This is a genomic window from Terriglobia bacterium (assembly GCA_020072815.1).
GTDB lineage: Bacteria > Acidobacteriota > Terriglobia > Terriglobales > Acidobacteriaceae > Angelobacter.
Genome location: JAIQGE010000023.1, coordinates 21,613 through 39,533, shown reverse-complemented (window position 1 = coordinate 39,533; position 17,921 = coordinate 21,613). Strand labels below are relative to the sequence as shown.

Annotated in this window: 7 protein-coding genes; 5 read left to right on the top strand and 2 right to left on the bottom strand. The window is 59.2% G+C overall.

Annotation, left to right across the window (positions count from 1 at the left end):
• Positions 1-42: 42 nt before the first annotated feature.
• The 5 genes from LAO20_21540 to LAO20_21520 all read left to right on the top strand — a co-directional run bounded on the left by LAO20_21540 (position 43) and on the right by LAO20_21520 (position 13,153).
• Complete coding sequence (locus LAO20_21540; GenBank protein ID MBZ5534022.1) at positions 43-3,465, top strand: hypothetical protein; 3,423 nt, start codon at positions 43-45, stop codon at positions 3,463-3,465.
• Positions 3,462-5,348: a hypothetical protein gene (locus LAO20_21535; GenBank protein MBZ5534021.1), complete on the top strand. Its 1,887-nt coding sequence runs from the start codon at positions 3,462-3,464 to the stop codon at positions 5,346-5,348. The genes LAO20_21540 and LAO20_21535 overlap by 4 nt, the downstream gene beginning before the upstream one ends.
• Positions 5,349-6,599: 1,251 nt before the next feature.
• Positions 6,600-11,090: a hypothetical protein gene (locus LAO20_21530; GenBank protein ID MBZ5534020.1), complete on the top strand. Its 4,491-nt coding sequence runs from the start codon at positions 6,600-6,602 to the stop codon at positions 11,088-11,090.
• The gene (locus LAO20_21525) at positions 11,068-12,831 is read left to right on the top strand and encodes a hypothetical protein (protein MBZ5534019.1); all 1,764 of its coding nucleotides are present in this window, start codon (positions 11,068-11,070) and stop codon (positions 12,829-12,831) included. Before LAO20_21530 ends, LAO20_21525 begins: the two co-directional genes overlap by 23 nt.
• An 82-nt stretch (positions 12,832-12,913) precedes the next feature.
• Positions 12,914-13,153, top strand: a complete 240-nt coding sequence (locus LAO20_21520; protein MBZ5534018.1) for a hypothetical protein — start codon at positions 12,914-12,916, stop codon at positions 13,151-13,153.
• 1,011 nt (positions 13,154-14,164) lie between these two features.
• On the opposite strand, the gene LAO20_21515 is transcribed toward LAO20_21520, so the two are convergent.
• Both LAO20_21515 and LAO20_21510 read right to left on the bottom strand, forming a co-directional pair.
• Positions 14,165-14,548, bottom strand: a complete 384-nt coding sequence (locus LAO20_21515; protein MBZ5534017.1) for a tyrosine-type recombinase/integrase — start codon at positions 14,546-14,548, stop codon at positions 14,165-14,167.
• A 661-nt stretch (positions 14,549-15,209) separates the two neighbouring features.
• The gene (locus tag LAO20_21510; GenBank protein MBZ5534016.1) at positions 15,210-17,714 is read right to left on the bottom strand and encodes an AMP-binding protein; all 2,505 of its coding nucleotides are present in this window, start codon (positions 17,712-17,714) and stop codon (positions 15,210-15,212) included.
• Positions 17,715-17,921: the final 207 nt, after the last annotated feature.

The window sequence follows — 17,921 nt, the reverse complement described above, 5'->3', positions numbered from 1 at the left end:
GGGCCCTTATTTTAAGTTTTCGGGATGGAGACGAATCCAGAAATGCCCGGAACAGCAGGCACTCTCGAAACCGTTGCACGACAGATTGGGCTGGCCCTTCAGCCTCTTAAGGACAGGCTTGCGTCCGGTCAGGTCATCGCCCTTTTTGCTGAGCTCGGACTGCAATTCCCACCGCAGCTTCTTCAGCCCGGCTTTGTGAATGCTCTCAACGCCGGAGCAGGCGCAGCCGGCGCTTTGCCCGCCACTCTTACCCAGCTTGCCACTGCGATTGACAGTAACAATGAAGCAGGAATCCTCAGTGCCGGCGCCCAGCTCATCACCGAGATCGGTGCGATTATTACAGCCCTGGAGCAGATTGGAACTGAGTTGCACAACATCTCCGGAGGCTTGCCAGGGCTGAGAGCCGCAGAGGTCGATACTTTTGCCCAGAACTTGCCGTCGAATCTGCTCAGCTATCTCCTCATTTCCTATTTAGAGAACTTACAGCCCGGCGTAGTCGGTGTCGGAAACCTGCTGGGCTTTCTCGACTACATTCCCAATCCCGGAGTTTCCGGCGACCCAGCCCATCCTCCTTTTACGGCACGCAAGTTGCAGCTATCGCGCTTGGGCGACCTGTTCACTAAACCGGACCAGTTGCTGAAGAATCTTTATCAATGGGGCGCTCCTGGTTTTGATGGGACGCTTTTGATACCGCGCCTGCGCACATCCTTGCAGCTGCTTGGTGTTTCCTCGGCCACCATTGCCCCAGGTCTGCCGCCAGCGTTGGATTCTTCCTTTTTGTCAGTCCAGACCACTCCTCCCGGACTCACGGCCACGCTCAAGACTACGCTACCGGGCGGTTTTGATTTCACACTGCCCCTCGGTGGTGTGTGGTCGGTGCATATTTCGGCCACGGGAACGTTGACTGGCGGCCTTGCCGCCAAGATTGATCCCCCAGCCAACGTGACTCTTCATCCGTCGGCGGCTCTCACCGCACAATTGGAAAGTGACCTTCTTGCCCAGGGCGCGGATGCAACCCATCCCATCATCATTATTGGACAAACTGGCGGAAGCCGCCTGCAAACGGATTCCTTCACTTTTGGGATGGGGCTGAAGATCACCTGGGACTCCGGCTCAGGCACTGCCACCGCCGAACCGACGGTGCAAATCAACATCAAGGGCGGGAAAGTGGTCATCGACATGTCCAATGCCGATGGCTTCCTGGCCACGGTGCTTTCGGGCGTTCATGTAGAGGCTGGATTTGATCTCGGCATCAGCTGGGCGCCCGATACCGGTATCCACATCACCGGCGGCGCCCAACTGGAAATCGATCTTCCTCTTCATCTGACTTTGGGGCCGATCACACTGCCCACGCTGTATCTGGTCGCGGGCGCAAGCAGCAGCGGACTTCCCATTGAAATTTCCGCCGCCCTTGGACTTACGCTGGGACCGATTGAAGCCTCGGTGGACCGCGTAGGCGTCAAAGGACTGATTACATTTCCTGACCATGGCGGCAATCTCGGCCCGGCCAATCTTGCCATTGACTTCAAGCCGCCCAATGGACTCGGTCTTGCCATCGATGCCGGCGTAGTGGCTGGTGGCGGCTATATCTCATTTAATCCGGATAAAGGTCAATACGCCGGAGTTTTCGATCTCTCCCTGGCGGAGATTGTTCAGGTCAAGATCATCGGCGTGTTGGATACCATCCTGCCCGACGGTTCTCACGGCTTTTCTTTCCTGCTGATCATCACCTTTGATTTCCCGCCGATCCAACTGGGGTTCGGATTTACGTTGAACGGAGTGGGCGGACTGGGCGGCGTAAATCGCACGATGAATACTGACGCGCTGCACGCGGGCTTCCGTGCGCACACGCTCAACTCTGTCCTGTTTCCGCCCGATCCCATCGCCAACGCGCCGCAGATCATCAGCAACATAGAAAACTTCTTCCCACCGGCGGAAGGCCGCTATCTATTCGGCCCCATGCTGGAAATTGGCTGGGGAACTCCTACCCTGATCACGCTGGCAGTGGGAGTGATTCTGGAAGTCCCAGACCCGGTGCGCCTAGTGTTGCTGGGACTCATTGATGCGGGCTTACCCAGCACCGAAGCCGCATTGATCGAGCTCCACATCGATGTGCTCGGCATCCTTGATTTCGGCGCCAAGACGCTGTCCATCGATGGCTCGCTTTACGATTCCCGCGTCCTGATCTTCTCGCTGGCTGGCGATCTGGCATTGCGGCTCTCCTGGGGCGACAATCCGAACTTCCTCTTCTCCCTAGGAGGGTTTAACCCGCACTTCAGTACCGCCGGACTCGATGTCCCCAACATGCACCGGCTCACCGTCAGCATTGGCGACGGCGACAATCCTCGCATCAGCGCGAACAGCTATTTCGCCATTACCTCAAATTCGTTGCAGTTCGGCTCCAATGTCGAGGCCTATGCTTCCGCCGCCGGCTTCACCATTCACGGCTACCTGGGCTTTGACGTCCTGATCATCTTCTCGCCCTTTTCTTTTGAGTTTGACTTCTCCGCCGGATTCGATGTCTCGTTCGAAGGCGTTAGTCTGTGCGGCCTGAGCGTTGATGGTATTTTTTCCGGCCCCCGTCCCTGGCATCTGCACGGCGATGCCAGCATCCACATTCTGTTTTTCAGCGTCAGCGCATCTCTGGATATCAGTTGGGGTGACAGCACGCCGGCGATTCTCCCGCAAAAGCCTGTCCTGCCCGACCTGCTGCCGGCGTTTCAGGACCCGCGCAACTGGAGCACCGCGCTGCCGGACGGGACCACCCAGGCAGTCACGCTCTCCACGCCCAAACCGGACGACAAAACTCTGCGCGTTCATCCCATGGGCACGCTGAGTGTCCGCGAGAACGTGGTTCCGCTCGATTTGCCCATCACCCGGTATGGCAATGCAACGCCCTCTGACGGAGACTACTTCGCCATCAGCGACGTCCAGATCGACGGGCACGAAGAGAACAAACAGAATTTCCAGGACTACTTCGCTCCGGGCCAGTTCCTCACCCTGAGCGATGCCGACAAGGTGAGCCATCCCAGCTTCGAACGATACGATGCCGGGATTAAGATCGGCTCCTCGGAAGTCGTCTCCGGAGCGGATTCACCGCGCACCGTTTTCTACGAAGAGCGCTACATTGACGAGCCCACCGGCTTCTCCCGCTTTGCACGGCGCTACGCCATGGCGGCGGATGTTCATCTCGCCCTCAGCGCCCAGGGCGCGGGTTTTGCGTCTCCGCTGAAGAACACCGGGCTCTTCAAATACGGGACCGGAGCGGCCGGGCCGGCCGTCACCACCCAGGACCCTGCTTATGTTGTGGCGCACGTGGAAGACCTCTCGGTGCGCAGCGATATTGTTTCGTCTTCGGGCGGCACCTACTTCCACGCGCGCGCCGCGCTCGATTCCTATCTTGCTCTTCATCCTGAAGAGAGCAGCAACCTGCAGATTCTTCCCGTGCACGAGGTGACAGCATGAGTGATCCGCCTCTTGGCCGCTATCACTTCCTGAGTTGGGCACGGCGCGGCGTCGGGGCCAGCGCCAGCAACCCCGACAACAACGGAACCCTGCCCGGACGCGCCAGCCTGAGTGTGCAACTCTCTCTCTCGGTCCAGCAAGGCAGCACCACCACCAACGTGCAGCCCACGCCCATGCAGGTGCAGATGTTCGGTCCCGGGGACGTCATCGGCATTGATCCGCGGCATATCATTCGCACCGAACCGCGAAACTTCACCGTCAACTACGAACCAAATTACCTTTGCGGCATCGAATTCGACACGCCCGATCTGCCCTGGCTGTTCACTCCCGCAGCGCCCAACGGAGACCAGTTGCGTCCCTGGCTGGCGTTGATTGCGTTAAAGCCAGATGAATTCAAGCTTCCTTCCGTCGCGCCGAATCCTCTGCCGGTGGTGCAAGTCCAGACCCTGAGCGCGCTGCAGGACCTTTCCGATTCTTCCAACTGGGGCCACGTACAGGTGAGCGGTGACACGCCATTGACCGACTCCATGAACACCGCTCCGGGAAACGTGATCTCTCGTCTGCTGTGTCCGCGACGGCTCGACCCTGAGACCCATTACACGGTGTTTCTTGTGCCGGCTTTCGAAATAGGCAGGCAGGCAGGACTGAGCCAGGACGTCTCCGGCGTCGCAACCACGGATCCCGCCTGGACCAACGCGACTCATGCTCCGTTGTCGCTGCCTTTCTATTATCAGTTTGAATTCAACACCAGCGATGAGGGCGATTTTGAATCGCTCGTCCGCCGGTTGACGCCGCGCGTCCTGCCGGCCGAGGTGGGTGAGCGTCCGATGGACGTAACCACGCCCGCGCCGCATATTCGTTCCGCCGGACCGCCGCTGGGCCTGGAGGGCGCGCTGCACAGCGTCCTCACACAGCCCACCCCGTGGAACGATCCGAACAAAACGAATTTCCAGACTGATGTGCAGACGTTCATCAATCATCCTCAGGTCTCCACGGATGATCCCGCGAACCCGGCTCCCGACGATCCTGTGATTGCTCCTCCCATCTACGGCCGCTGGCACGCCGCCGAGCAGAGCGTGGACCGCACTGCGCCAGGATGGGTGAACGACATGAATCTGGATCCGCGCAACCGCAGCGCCGCCGGCATGGGCACGCAGGTGATTCAGGATGAGCGCACGCAATTGATGGCTTCCGCCTGGCAGCAGGTGGATGGTATTCGCAAAGCCAATGAATTGTTACGCCAGGCGCAGCTTGCCCGCGCCGCCTTACAGCAACTGCATGTGCTTGAATTGCAGCCAGCCCTGCCGGAAACCTTGATGACGGTGACTGCACCGTTGCACGCGCGCCTTTTCGCCAGTCCCCGGACAGTCCTGGCCACGGTAAGAAGCAGCCGCGTGCCGGAGCGCCTGCTCTCCGGCACCTTCCGCCGGGTCACGCGTCCGCGCAGAAGGCTTGGGCCCTCGCCCAATTCACGCCCCGCGTTGCTGTCGCGGGTGAATTCCGGCGACATCGCGATCGTTCCCGCCCCCAAGCCGCCGGGCGGCATGGTCTCAATTGACACGATCTCCAATAACTTCGTCGCTCCCTGGGTTAAGTGGCTGGCGAAGTACTGGAAGTGGATCCTGCTCGCGCTATTGCTGCTCCTCCTGTTGGTGGTTGTGCTGGTCGGAGTTTTTGCCGGACCCGGGGCAGCGTTGGTTGTTCTGGCGGTGGCCGCGGCAGCCGCGGCCGCGATCTGGCCGGCGATCAAGAAGCTCTGCGGCCGTCGCGCAGGCGCCTCCGGGCCCAAGCTTCGTCATTACCACGCCGGGAACGGCGCCTCCCTCCGGCGGCGCCGGCGCCGATTCCGCGCAGGCTGCGGCGTTCCGCAGCGCGACGACTGACCTCTTCACCTATTTTCAGGTATTTCCCGTCGATCCGCCGCTGGCGCCGGCGCTTGATCTTGCCGGTATCAAGACCACGCTGCTGGCGCGCCTTGATCCGGTGGTCACCGTGCCGAAGCGCGTGCAGTCGCTCATCGCGTTTTCACCCGGTTTTTCCTGGTTCGCCGTCGATCCGCTGGAACAGATCATGGCCGCGCCGGAATTTCCCCAGCCCATGTATGCCCCGTTGCGCGATCTCTCCGCTGACTACGTGCTGCCGGGCGTCGAACTTGTGCCGCCGGAAACCCTGGGACTTCTGCTCGCGAACCATGCCTTCATCGAAGGCTACATGGTGGGCCTCAATCACGAAATGGCGCGCCAGCTTTTGTGGAATGATTACCCCACCGACCAGCGGGGAAGTTACTTCCGCCAGTTCTGGGACGTGAAGGCTTACGTCCCCCAGAAGGGCGATCCCACCGATCCGGCAAAATTGCACGAACTCTTGAAAGATATTCCTTTGATTCACACCTGGCCCAAGCCGCTTCCGCTGGGCCAGCATCCCAACCGCACGGACGTGGTTCAGAACAACGTAGTGCTCCTGGTGCGCGGCGAACTGTTTAAACGCTATCCCAACGCCATTGTCTACGCCGGCAAAGCCAAGCGCGCCGCAGATGGGACACGCGTGCTGGATGAGACGGACGAGCGTTATCCGATTTTCCGCGGCACACTACCCACTGACATCACGTTCCTGGGATTCAACCTGGGCCTTGACGACGCGCGCGGCGGCACTCCGCAATCTCCGGAAGGTTTCTTCTTCGTCTTCCAGCAACAGCCTTCCGAGCCGCGATTTGGGCTTGAGCCGAATGAAGATACCACGCCCATCGCCCATTGGGCCGAGCTTGCCTGGACCAATTTCGAAGTAGTTGATGACGGTGCACACAAGCTCAAGGCTACGGGCGGCGGCGGAATTTTCAAGCTGCCCGATCTGGGCAACACGACGCGTGGACTGACCATCGCCAACAGCCCCTGGCGGCTTGCTTCCCAGGTGTTTTCGCTGGTCTTGCAGAACGTAAAACTGCCGGACTTCCTTTCGTCGAAGTTGAAGCCGGTGAGAGTTTCCATTCCACCCGGCGGCGGAAACCCCGCCCTGCCGGACTACAGCCCCGACGATCCCAACAACAATTGGGGTGTGAACAGCGCCCAGACGGCCTACATCCTGTTGCGTCTGCCTTTTCGCATCCTGATTCACGCCGACCTGATGTTGCCACCACCATGAGCACACAACCAAACCCGAACGTGCCTTCCATCCCGGCTCCCGGAACGCCGCCGGTCGTGGGCGAGCCTCACCAGCTCGACGCGGCGACGCCTGTTCTCTTTCTGCCGGTGAACATTGAAACCCGCTTCATGGATGGTCCCGACGGACGCTCGGAACTCTGGCTGCGGATTTATCCGGACCAGATTGCCATCAACTCCCATGAACCGGAACTTACGGACCAGGAAATTGCCGACGGCACAACCTACTGGGACGCGGTGTGGCGCGCGGGAAATCCGCCGGCTTCCGCCGACGCGGTGAAGGCTCCGTGGCGCGGTCTGGCTTCAATCTATGGCTCGCCGCGCGCGGCCTGGATCGCCCAAACCATGACGCCCTCGAACCTGGCGCTCCAGCCCGTCCCTCCCACGCCCGCGGGAACCGATCCCAATCCAAAGCCGGTCTATCCCACGCCGCCAAAGCGGCCCAGTTCGTGGAACAAACCCGCGATTGCCGATGCACTGCCTGATGCCTGGACGGTGGTGGCTGTTTCCGGAACGCAACAGACGCAGTTTCGCGGCGGCCCCATCACGCCTGATCTCGCCGTTGGCATGACGCCTGGCGCCGGCGCGCTGCCGCCGGGCCAGCCGGTTGACCCGGGCATGCAATGGCTGGTGGATTTCGATACAGCCGTCAAAGCCGGAATGGGGATGAAAATCCCGCTGACGGCACAGCAGCGGGCCGCCGGCTTCGATCGCATTTTTGTCTATGGGTTGCGCACCCACGGCGTTCCGGGGAGTGCTGCCTTGTCCAGCCTTTTGAATGCGCACCACTATACCGATGGTTTCTCGCTGGTGGAACAGGGCGCTCCCACCAACAACACGCCCGATGCCGATTCAGCTTATTCGCGCAAAGACCTGGACTATGAAATCAGCTTCGCCGTCGAACGCGGCGCTCCCCTCACCAAGGACGCAAGCGCTGACGGCAACGCTTTTGCCGCGCTGATCGGCATTGATCCTGCAACCATGGCGCACGTTGGCTCAGCGGACGGGACCGGAGAGCGCAATGGCCGTGACATGCTCATTGCTCTCTGGCCCGCGACGCTCGGTTATTTCTTCAGCCAGATGATGGCTGATGTCTTCACGCCGCAGCAGATTGAAACCGCTCGCCAGTATGTGATTGACAACGCCATCCCGCGCGGTCCTGTCCCCGCGTTGCGCGTCGGGCGCACGCCCTACGGAGTTCTTCCGGTCACCTCGTTGCGCCGCTACCCGACGGACACGACATTTCTGGCAGGATCGTTTGAACCGAAACTGGTGGATTTTCTTCTGCGCCTCTGGCCAAGCTGGCTGGCAAGTTCATCGGGTGCGCCGCACATGCAGAACTCCGGCGATCCAGACGCGCAACTCGCTCAAGTCCTGGGCATGGACGCCAGTTCCATGACTTTCCGCGGACGGCAGGTCCTGGGAGATGATTTTCTCTGGAATTACATTACCTTCCAGGGCATACAGATTCCCATCATCAACCCGTGGTGGTTGCAGCATCTGGCGCGCGGCCGGGCATTGCTGGATTCCTTCAAATACAACCAGTGGGACCCGCGCGTGATTCATCTGGGCCTGGCCCAGAATTCATTTCCCGTTCCTTTTCCCACCGTGCAGGCTGGACCGCTCTCAGAAACTGATCCGCTGAAACCTGAAGCCGATCTGGGCGGCGGCAAAAAAGGGAATTACATTCAGTGGCTGCGGCAGGCCTCAGCCAGCGACATTCAGGCAGAGAACTATCCCGGCCCCAGGCCCACGGCGTTGCTCCATAAAATTCTGCGCCAGTCCGTGGTGCTCGACTACGCCAAGCTGGCGACAATTGCCGAGATCAACGCTTCGCGCCTGCAGATCTCGCAGATACGCGAACAGGAAATCATCGGCGTGCAGCCTCAGGCGCAGCCGCAGGCACTGCCCAAGGTCAGCGTATGGGAAGTGCTGGCGCGGCCTTCCATACCCAATCCGCAGCTCAGCTGGGCTGAATACCTGGTCAACCTCGATCCACCGCCGCAATCCCCATTCGCGCAACTCGCCGAACTGCGCGCCTGCCTGGATCGCCTGGCTGCGCTTTCCACGGCCGAGCTTGACCGCCTCCTGACGGAGACTCTGGATGCTTGCAGCCACCGGCTTGACGTGTGGGTCACCGCGGTTGCCACGTCGATTTTGAATCGCAAGCGCTCCGCCAAAGTCAACGGCGTCCACCTGGGATGCTTTGGCTGGGTGGAAGAGGTGCGCCCGGCGGCGCGCCGCCCTGCTGTCCAGGGCACGGAACTGGAAGCAGTGCGCTTGCTGGACACCCGGCGCGCGGCCACGCTCAAACGCCAACTCAATTTGCCGGTCCCGGTGCAGCCGCTGCAGGACAACGGAGGTTTCATCTTCGCGCCGTCATTTGCCCAGGCCTCCGTTGCCGCTGTGCTTCGCAATGGCTACATGACGCACAAAGGAACCAGCCAGGAAGGATTGCTCTCCATCGATCTTTCTTCCGAGCGCGTGCGCAACGCGCTGCTTTTGCTGGACGGCGTGCGACAGGGACAAAGCCTCAACGCCCTGCTCGGCTATCTTTTTGAGACGGGCCTGCACCAGCTGAATCTCGATAAATACGCGCAGCCCTTCCGTGACCGCTTTCCGATTGTCGCCAACAAGCTCACACCATCCAGCGAGCCCAGCGAATCTGTGGCCGCTTCCAACGTGGTGGATGGCCTGGCTTTGCGGACGGCCTGGAACAATGGCCAGCTCGCCCCCGGACAGAATTGGGGAACGGGCTTGCCGGGGGCCGGCGCCGACCAGAATTCCATCATCGGATTGCTACGCACGATCGACGACTACGCCGATGCGCTGGCGGACCTCTCGATCTCGGAAGCCGTCTTTCAGATCATCCGCGGAAATTTTGGTCAGGCCGGCACCCTGATGGACGCGATCTCCAAAGGAGCCCGCCCGCCCAATCCTGAGGTGGTCAATACACCGCGAGGCGGACTCGACCTCACCCATCGCGTGGGCCTGCTTTTTGCCGGCAATCCCTCGGCCAACCCGGCCTGGAGTGGCGTGCCCGTGAATCCGCGGGCCGCCGCCGAGCCCTGGCTGGACGCATGGCTGGGCCAGCTTCTTCCTGATCCTGCAACGGTCATTTGCGACGTGACATACCACGATGCCGGCGGAGACCACATTCAGCAGATCTCGCTCGCCGATCTGAATGTCGGCCCGCTGGACGTGCTGGCCCTGGCTGACGTGGGACAGAACGCGCAGAAAGGCGAACTTGAGAACAGAATCGTGCTGGCCGCGGCGCTTCCCGCGAATGCCACCAACGTGCAAATTGATTTTCAACCGGCGGCGCCACCACCCGATTCTATTTTCTTTCCCGACGCTTTCTTCCTCGCCAAGTCACTCCGCACCCTGATCAGCTCCGCGCGCGCCCTCTCGCCCCAGGACCTGACTGTTCCGGAGGTCACCGCTGCCAACGCGGGAGGCGCAGTGAATATTGCCGAACTTCGCGCCCGCGCGAAGAAGGCGGCACAAGATCTGCAAACTGCCGTGACAACCCTGAATACCAAAGCGGCCGGCCTGCCCGCTGCGCCAGATCCGGTTCGCGATGCGCTGCTGACGTGCAGTTTCTTCGGCGTTGCCGGATCAATTCCTTACTCCGGCAGCGGCCCGGATCTGCGCCTGGCTGACCAGGCCGTTTCCGTCGCCAAGCTTTTGCAGGACCGCCTGGACAATGCTTCCAAGATAAACATCGCCACGGCGCAGCCGGCCGATCTGATCACGGTGCTGACGACGGTTTTCGGCAGCGACTTTGTCGTTCTGCCGCGCTTCACGCCTCCAGACTTCGCTTCGTTGCAATCCGCGTTTGGGCAATCGTCGGCTTTGGTGGCCTCTGATCCGCAGGCGCCGTCTCGCTGGCTGCTGCAACTGGCTCATGTGCGCCCGGGTATCTCTCGTTTGGATGCTGCGCTGTCGCTGGCGCAACTTCTGGGCGCGCAGGCAGTGTCGCCGTCCGCGCTCTTGCTGGGACAGCTGCCCACCGTCGCGGGTGACAAGTGGCTGGGACTGGGCATTGATCCGGCGAACCCGCCCGCCAAGGGCCGAGTGGCCTTTGCCTGTCTCACACAGGGTGATCCGGTGAATCAAAACTCCTATGCCGGCCTGCTCATTGACGAGTGGCCGGAAAGGATTCCCTCAACCCAGGAAAATGCCGCTGTCGCTTTCCACTATGAAGAGCCCAAGGCGCGAGCGCCGCAAGCGCTGCTGCTGGCAGTCTGTCCGGATGACAGGAACACGTGGGACGACGATCTGGTCACCGGCATTCTTCAAGAAGCGCTCGAACTGACCAAGATCCGCACCGTTGACCTGGACAGCGTGCAGGAGGTCGGCCAGATTCTGCCCGCGCTTTATTTTGCGCTGAACTTGCAGGGCGCCACGCTTTCAACAAATTTTGCGGTTGCCAAGGAGTTTCCGAGTGCCGTTAAGTTCATTCGCTAGAGAGGTCATCAGGATTCCGTCCATCACCACCTGGACCAGGCTGGAGCCGCGCCCGCGCGAAGGCTCCATGCAGCGGAGCTTGCAGGCCCAGGTACGGGACCCGCTGTGGTTTTTGGCGCGACAATGGCAAATCGGCGAGTTTCTGGGAGATGATGCGGGATCTCCGGTTCAAGCCACCATGGGCGCGGAGCAGCGCAGCATCACCACTTACCGGCCCGGACCCGATGATGCCAAAACAACGGCCCTCGATTCCAAGCTGCCCGTGGAAGCCCACGTGGAGCGCGAAACTGTGCTCTTGCAGATGCGCGGCTCCGTCCAGTCCGGACAGTACTTTGAAGCGCTGGTTCGCCAGGAAGGAATCGCCGGCCCTGATGCTGTCATTGCGACGTTCCGCCAGTCTTTTCCCATCGCTGCCGAGCCGGCCGACACAACTTACGCCAACAATGATTGCCTGCGGTTTCGCTCCATTGCTGCGGGTCGCGTGACCGATGGCGAAGCGCTTTACCAAACGGTGAATGCCATTGCCGCCGGACAGACCCCGGCTATTCCTCTGCCTCCGGAAGCCGGCAATCCGGGGATGGCCAAGGTGCTGGCTGATTTTGCCGCCTTCCGCAAATCTCTCTTCACTGAGCCCGCCCAGGATACAGCCTGGCAATCGCAACGGCTGCAATACGACTTCGCTCTGGGGTCTCCTGTGCCGGAAGAAAACTTACTTCTGAACGCGCCGGATTTTCCCGGAGGGCATCTCGACTGGTATTCATTCAACCTGCAAACCGCCCAAGCAAATCCAGTCTCGGCGGCGAACCCGGCGCAGATCACGCCGGTAAGTTTCAACTTCCTTCCCAATCATGTGGTATTTCGCGGGATGCCGGATCCGCGCTGGTGGAATTTTGAGGATGCCGTCACCGATTTCGGCCAGCTTGACGCCGATCATGTGGACCTGGCCAAGCTATTGGTGATGGAGTTTGCGCTGGTTTACGGCAATGACTGGTTCTGGGTGCCGGTTCCCACTCCCACTGGTACTTTGGAACGGGTGACCACCTTGCTGGTCACCGATACCTTCGGCGTTAGAACCTTGATCCGCCCTTCTGAGCAGACTCAGGTCAATCCCGGCGAAACACCATGGTCAATGTTCAAACTATCAGGCAATGGCCGCCGTTCAGACTTCATCGCCATGGCTCCGACCCTGGGAGTGGTGGATGATGCCGACGCGCTGGAAGAAGTACTCTTCCTTCGCGACGACCTTGCCGCAATGGCCTGGGCGGTGGAGCATCGGTTGCAGGGAGATCTGGATTCCCCTCTGGATGCCTATGAACTCTATCTGCAACGGATCAAAGCTGATCCTCCTCCGCCTCCGCCCACGGCCAAGCCCGGCGGACCCAGCCTTTATTACACGCTGGAAACATCGGTACCGGACAATTGGATTCCCATGGTCCCGGTAAAATCACCGCAGGAAGAACTCTTTCTGCGCCGCGGAACCATGGAAATAGCCACGTCCACCGGCTTTGTGAATTTGAAAGCGCATGCCCTGATTCTGGAACCGCAGCATCCGTTCTTTGTGGCGGATCGGATGCTCTCTCGGGCCGGCGTCCTGGTGGACCGCTACTTCCGCCGTACCCGCTCATCCGACGGAAGCACATTTGTCTGGATGGCGCGTAAATCTGAACCAGGTCGTGGTCCTGGCTGGTCGGGCCTGCGCTTTGACATTGTTCGGGATATGGCGAAGGCGAAAATGGCCTAAATGGAAGGAACACTCTCTCCAAAGCGATGTCCTTATTCCGTGCTGAAGTCGCCATATAATAGTTGGAGCGATGAACCGCAGGATGCAGATCGTTATTTCCTCCCGGCCTCCCATAGGTCCGCCGGGAACATCTCCGCCTTTGACCTTCTGGCAGCGGTTCAAGCTGCTAATTATCGGGATTGTAATGGCAGTAATCGCCGTGGCGGTCATGGTCGCTGCACTGATATTCGGCTCAATACTGGCGGCTGTCCTTTGGATAGCACTGGTGGCCGTGATTATCGCTGTCATTATCAAGGCCATGGTCAGGCATGCGCGTTCTTGAGATTCATATTTGGGATGACTTGTTAATTTGGTTCCACAAATATCAGGTTTTCGTACAGTTCAAAGCCGTGTTTCTTGGGTTTTATCTTCAATGAACTTAAGGGTGATGTAGGCTGGAGGTTTTTGGCACAACAGTCACGACAGTGACTTGTGATGTAGCTTTCGGAAAGTCCAACGCAACAGAAACTTGCGCGTCTTCGAGCATCAGCGTCGGTAAAAAGATGGTTGTGCCAGAAGGGTTCAGCCGTGGCACTTCTCGCGCCAACCTTTTGAAACGCCTCAAAACGCTACATACCTGGTGTTTCGAGGAAACAACCTGCGGGCGAAAAAAAATAATATCGCGGGCATTCCGGCGCAGATGGAAAGTATCATCGCACAAGCGGGCGTTTCAATTACATAGATCAAGAAATTGGGTAGTCTCACCGCCTACAGCGGGACTTGTCTTGCTCTCCTTGACCCCTTTTCGATGTTGCATCGCCCATCGGCAGCCTGAATATTGTCAGGATGGTCGTCTCTGTTTGCCGACCCCATACCCCTGGTGCTTAATATGGTCCGGAACAATCTCCCTGCAATCCGTAAACGGCTCGCGACAAATCCCACATTTCATCCCTTGCTCAACAACCTTCCGGGCCAAGCGAGATGACCGGCGTTCTGCTTGCCAAGAGAGGACGGATTAATGGAGTTCCTTAGACTGGCGGCGGTGATTCCTTACCCGGGGTCAATGTCTGGGGGCTGCTCGCAAGGAGACAGCCGAAGAGCGTGGCATTGATAGCTCTCGGCCCGCGGCCCGAACGAACTTAAGAAAAAAATCACCGTACAATAAACGTACAATGGAATCAGCTTTTTGGCCGTTTCATCCTTTTTGCCCGTTTTTAGAATGAATAACTTACGTGTTATCAACACCGTGTCCACGACCGATTCCGTCCCCTGGCCACCATTCTTTCAATCACTTACACACCGTCCAACACCTGATTTGGTCCCAATTGGTCCCAATAAGCGTGCACTGCAACCATCAGTGCACCGTATTAGAGCCCGCAATGGACTCCAGTTTGGCCAGAGCCTCCCTCTGGCTGTTGTCCCCGACTTGCATGTAGATGTCGAGTGTTGTGCTGGCTTTCGAATGGCGCATGAGCGATTGCGCATCGCGCACGTGGACTCCTGCATTTTTCAGCCAGGTTGCGTGTGAGGTTCGTAAGCATCTCCAGTTAACCCACCCGATGCCTAGCTTTTCCCCCGCCGGCTTCAGGTGCCGGCACAGGATGTTGTTGTCTCTCATTGCGGCGCCGGTCTGGACCGATTGAAAAACCAGATCGTCCGGCCCAGACGATTTGACCGCTATGTAACGCCTTACGCAAACGGTACAGTGAACATTGCGCAGAACTTTACCAAGGATCACTCCCTCGCTGCTAAGGCGCTACGGCTGCCACTCGGATCCGCTGGCGGAATGGCGAGCCCTTACCTTGCCATCACAGACTTGATTGACCATTGGCCGGAAAGCACAAACCGGCATGAGATTTTTATGGTCACCTCAGGTATTGACGCCTTGCAGCCTGGGCTCAGTAATTCCTACTTGGACAAAGCGATTGAGCGGGCGCAGTTGGCGCAGCGGCCAGCGTTCAGATCTACTCGATCTATGCCTCGGGGACGGGCCATTGGGGCCATTCTTTTTGGCGGTTCAACTGGGGGCAAAACAACCTTTCACGGCTGGCCGACGAAACTGGCGCTGAAGCTTATTTCCAGGGACTCGAAATGCCGATCTCATTCGCGCCATATCTAGATGAGTTTTCCGACCCGCTCAAACATCAATACAGTCTCACGTTTCTGGTCAAGCCCCGGAAGGAGGCGGGATTTCAGCGAATACGACTGGACACTGAAGTGCCGAATGCCGAACTGGTAGCAGCGGACAGAGTCTACGTTCCGGTAGACAAGTAGTTCCGGATATCAGTAGTGCCAGGGCCACAGGGGGATCTTGATGTGGCCTCGCACTAGCGGAGTCGCTGTGGCCGGTCCTTGTCATTGTCCGCGTTCGCGGTGTTGGAACAATGCGCGATCTGCGTCTACAGCTTGTGAACTGCATCCTCAACCTGCTTGGCCATGGCTGCGTAGGACTCCCCTTTGAGCAAAACGGGAGCGCCGATCTTGACCTCGACTGGGCCGCGGCGTGGCCACTTGGTATGCCTATGCAGGACTTGATCAAGTCCAACAAGCCGGATCGGCACAATAGGCACCCGCATGCGGGAAGCAATCATTGCCACCCCTGGATAGAACCGTCCGATGTCCCCCGTTAAGGTTCGTTCCCCCTCCGGAAAGACAAGAATGGACCAGCCTTCCTCGATGAGTTCCCCAATGTAGCGGAGTGACTGTCGCGTTCCGGTTTCAGCCTGTGGAATCGGGAACGCGTTAAACAAAACAGTGAGCAGCCGGTACACAGTACTGTTGATCCACCTCTCCCGGAGCGAGTGGCGTTCAGGGACGAAGTGCGCATCAAAATACTCCTTCCACATCGCCGGTGCGATCCGATAGCGCCAACGTCGAGGAATGCTCGCCAAAATGGCCGGCGTATCAAGATGGCTTTGATGGTTTGCGGCGAAGATTACCGGGCCATCAAGGGCGTCGAGGTTTTCTCTTCCTGAAATCTTCAAGTCGGCAAAAACCCTGGTGAGCGGAAGAAAGACTGTGGGAAGCAAGACGCGGCGGATGAGCCTTGCGATCCATGTGCGGTTGTAAGCCGGCTGAGGGATGGGCGTGGCGGGCGCCATGGGCCGGGCAAGATCGGCCACTGTACTTATGGAGGCAAAAACGCTTTCATCGACGCTGGTCTCCAGCCTTTCCTCCAGGTCCATCATCAGCTCGACGCGATCCAGGGAACTGAGCCCCAACTCATTCAGCGTGGTGTCGGGAGTGATGGTCCTGCCCGGCGCGTACTTTTGCACCAGGTCAGCAAGCTCCATCTTGGGTTTCGGGGATTCCCTCCGGCCTGTCTGCAGCGCAGCGGCAATCTCGGCGCGGCGAAGTTTATGGGTTGTCGGGGTCCGCGGCAATTCATCCAGGGTCCAGAGGGAAACCGAGCGAATCCTCTGATGCGGCTCGAGCTCCTGATTCGCTTGCCGCACAATATCTTTACTCGTAAAACCTGGTTCTAAGACCAGGACCGCGTGGACCCCGTCTTTGCCGATGACTGCTGATTCGCGGACGCCGCTCATCCGGTTGAGCGTGGCCTCCACGTCTTCCGGGAACACCTTGAGGCCCTCAGGCGTGACGATGACTTCTTTCTTCCGTCCCCGGATCACCAGGTCGCCTTCCGGGCCCAACTCCCCAATATCGCCCGTGCGAAACCAGCCGTCCTGAAATGCGGCAGCGGTTTCCGACGGAAGTTGAAAGTAGCCGGGCGTCACATTATCGCCACGAACCAGCACCTCGCCATCTTCGGCAATCTTGATCTGAATGCCGGCTATTGGCTTACCGGTTGTGCCAGGCTGAACATGAAATGGATGGCTGAAGCTGATAATTGGCGCAGTCTCAGTCAGCCCATACCCCTGAGCCAATACAAATCCCAGGCTCGACCAGAACTGCTCAAGATCGGCCGGGAGCGGTGCTCCACCCACAATGAAGCAGCAGAATCTCCAGCCAAAAAGCCGGTGGACAGAACGAAACCGCCACCAGCGTGCCAGCGCCGGCCCCGTAACTTTGGCCGCATCTTTTGTCTCCGGAAGGCGATGTAAAACGAAGTCGCGGAGCACCTCCAGCATTTTCGGGACAGATACCAGCGCGCACACGCGTCTGGTCCGAATCTGCCGTGCAATATCCTCGGGGCTGGTGCTGCTAACAAATACTACTGATGCCGGAATCAAAGGAACCAGGAACATGGCCACGGCCTGTCCGAAAAGGTGGCTCATCGGCAAAAGATTAAGGACGCGAAGTGGGGCTAAAAGGCGGAGGTATTTACGATAAGGCGCTAGCTGTTCCTCGAGCGGCCGTATACTCGCCGCCAGGTTCCGGTGGGTCATCAGGACGCCCTTCGGCTCGGCCGTGGTACCGGAAGTGAAGACAATTTCTGCTATGTCGTCGCCTTTGAGAGCAACAGGTTCTTGCGGAAGCTGGTCCGCCGCGGTCTCGACTTCCCGCAGCGGCCAGGCAGGAATGCGGCTCGTTCCCTCCGGCCTGGAAACCAAATTACCCAGTAAAATGAGGCGAGGCTGAACCTTGCTCTCGATGCGTTGGAACAGGCTGGCGGAGGCTTGCGGTTCTACTGGCACGAGCACAACACCTTCCAGCAGACAGCACCATAATGCCGCAATCCAGCCCGGCCGGCTCTCGGACCAGATGATCACGGCATCTCCCTTACTTATGCCGTAAGCGCGCAGACGGGCTGCAAGCGCTCTGGCCATGCGAGCAATTTCCGAATAAGAGTACGTCCAGCCGCGCCAACCGTCGTCATAAACCACAAATTCGCGTTCGTGGATCGCAATCCTGTGGAAGAAGGCTGGCAGCTCACTTGAGATCACCGCCTTCGAGGAGACACGCAGTTGAAGCTGTTCCGGATTGACGGCTGGCGACGCCATGGGCTCTCCGCAGGAAACAGTTTCGTCCATGCAGCCCAAGTCTTGCTGTGAGCCTGGTCACCGGGTGCCAAAGGCCGCCAGGATTCCGCGCTGACCAAGGTGCCTCGAACTAAGGTCGCAAGTTGCTGAATCCTCGGTGCTCGGTTTCACATCTAAACGCTATCCGGTTAAGTGTGATTTGCCCGCGATTTTGGGCCGGTTCCCGCC

What these genes read in the sequence shown, in the direction of transcription:
- LAO20_21530 (MBZ5534020.1), top strand. Translation starts at nt 6,600, where the DNA reads ATGAGCACACAACCAAACCCGAACGTGCCTTCCATCCCGGCTCCCGGA.
- LAO20_21540 (MBZ5534022.1), top strand. Translation starts at nt 43, where the DNA reads ATGCCCGGAACAGCAGGCACTCTCGAAACCGTTGCACGACAGATTGGG.
- LAO20_21535 (MBZ5534021.1), top strand. Translation starts at nt 3,462, where the DNA reads ATGAGTGATCCGCCTCTTGGCCGCTATCACTTCCTGAGTTGGGCACGG.
- LAO20_21510 (MBZ5534016.1), bottom strand. Translation starts at nt 17,714, where the DNA reads ATGGCGTCGCCAGCCGTCAATCCGGAACAGCTTCAACTGCGTGTCTCC.
- LAO20_21520 (MBZ5534018.1), top strand. Translation starts at nt 12,914, where the DNA reads ATGCAGATCGTTATTTCCTCCCGGCCTCCCATAGGTCCGCCGGGAACA.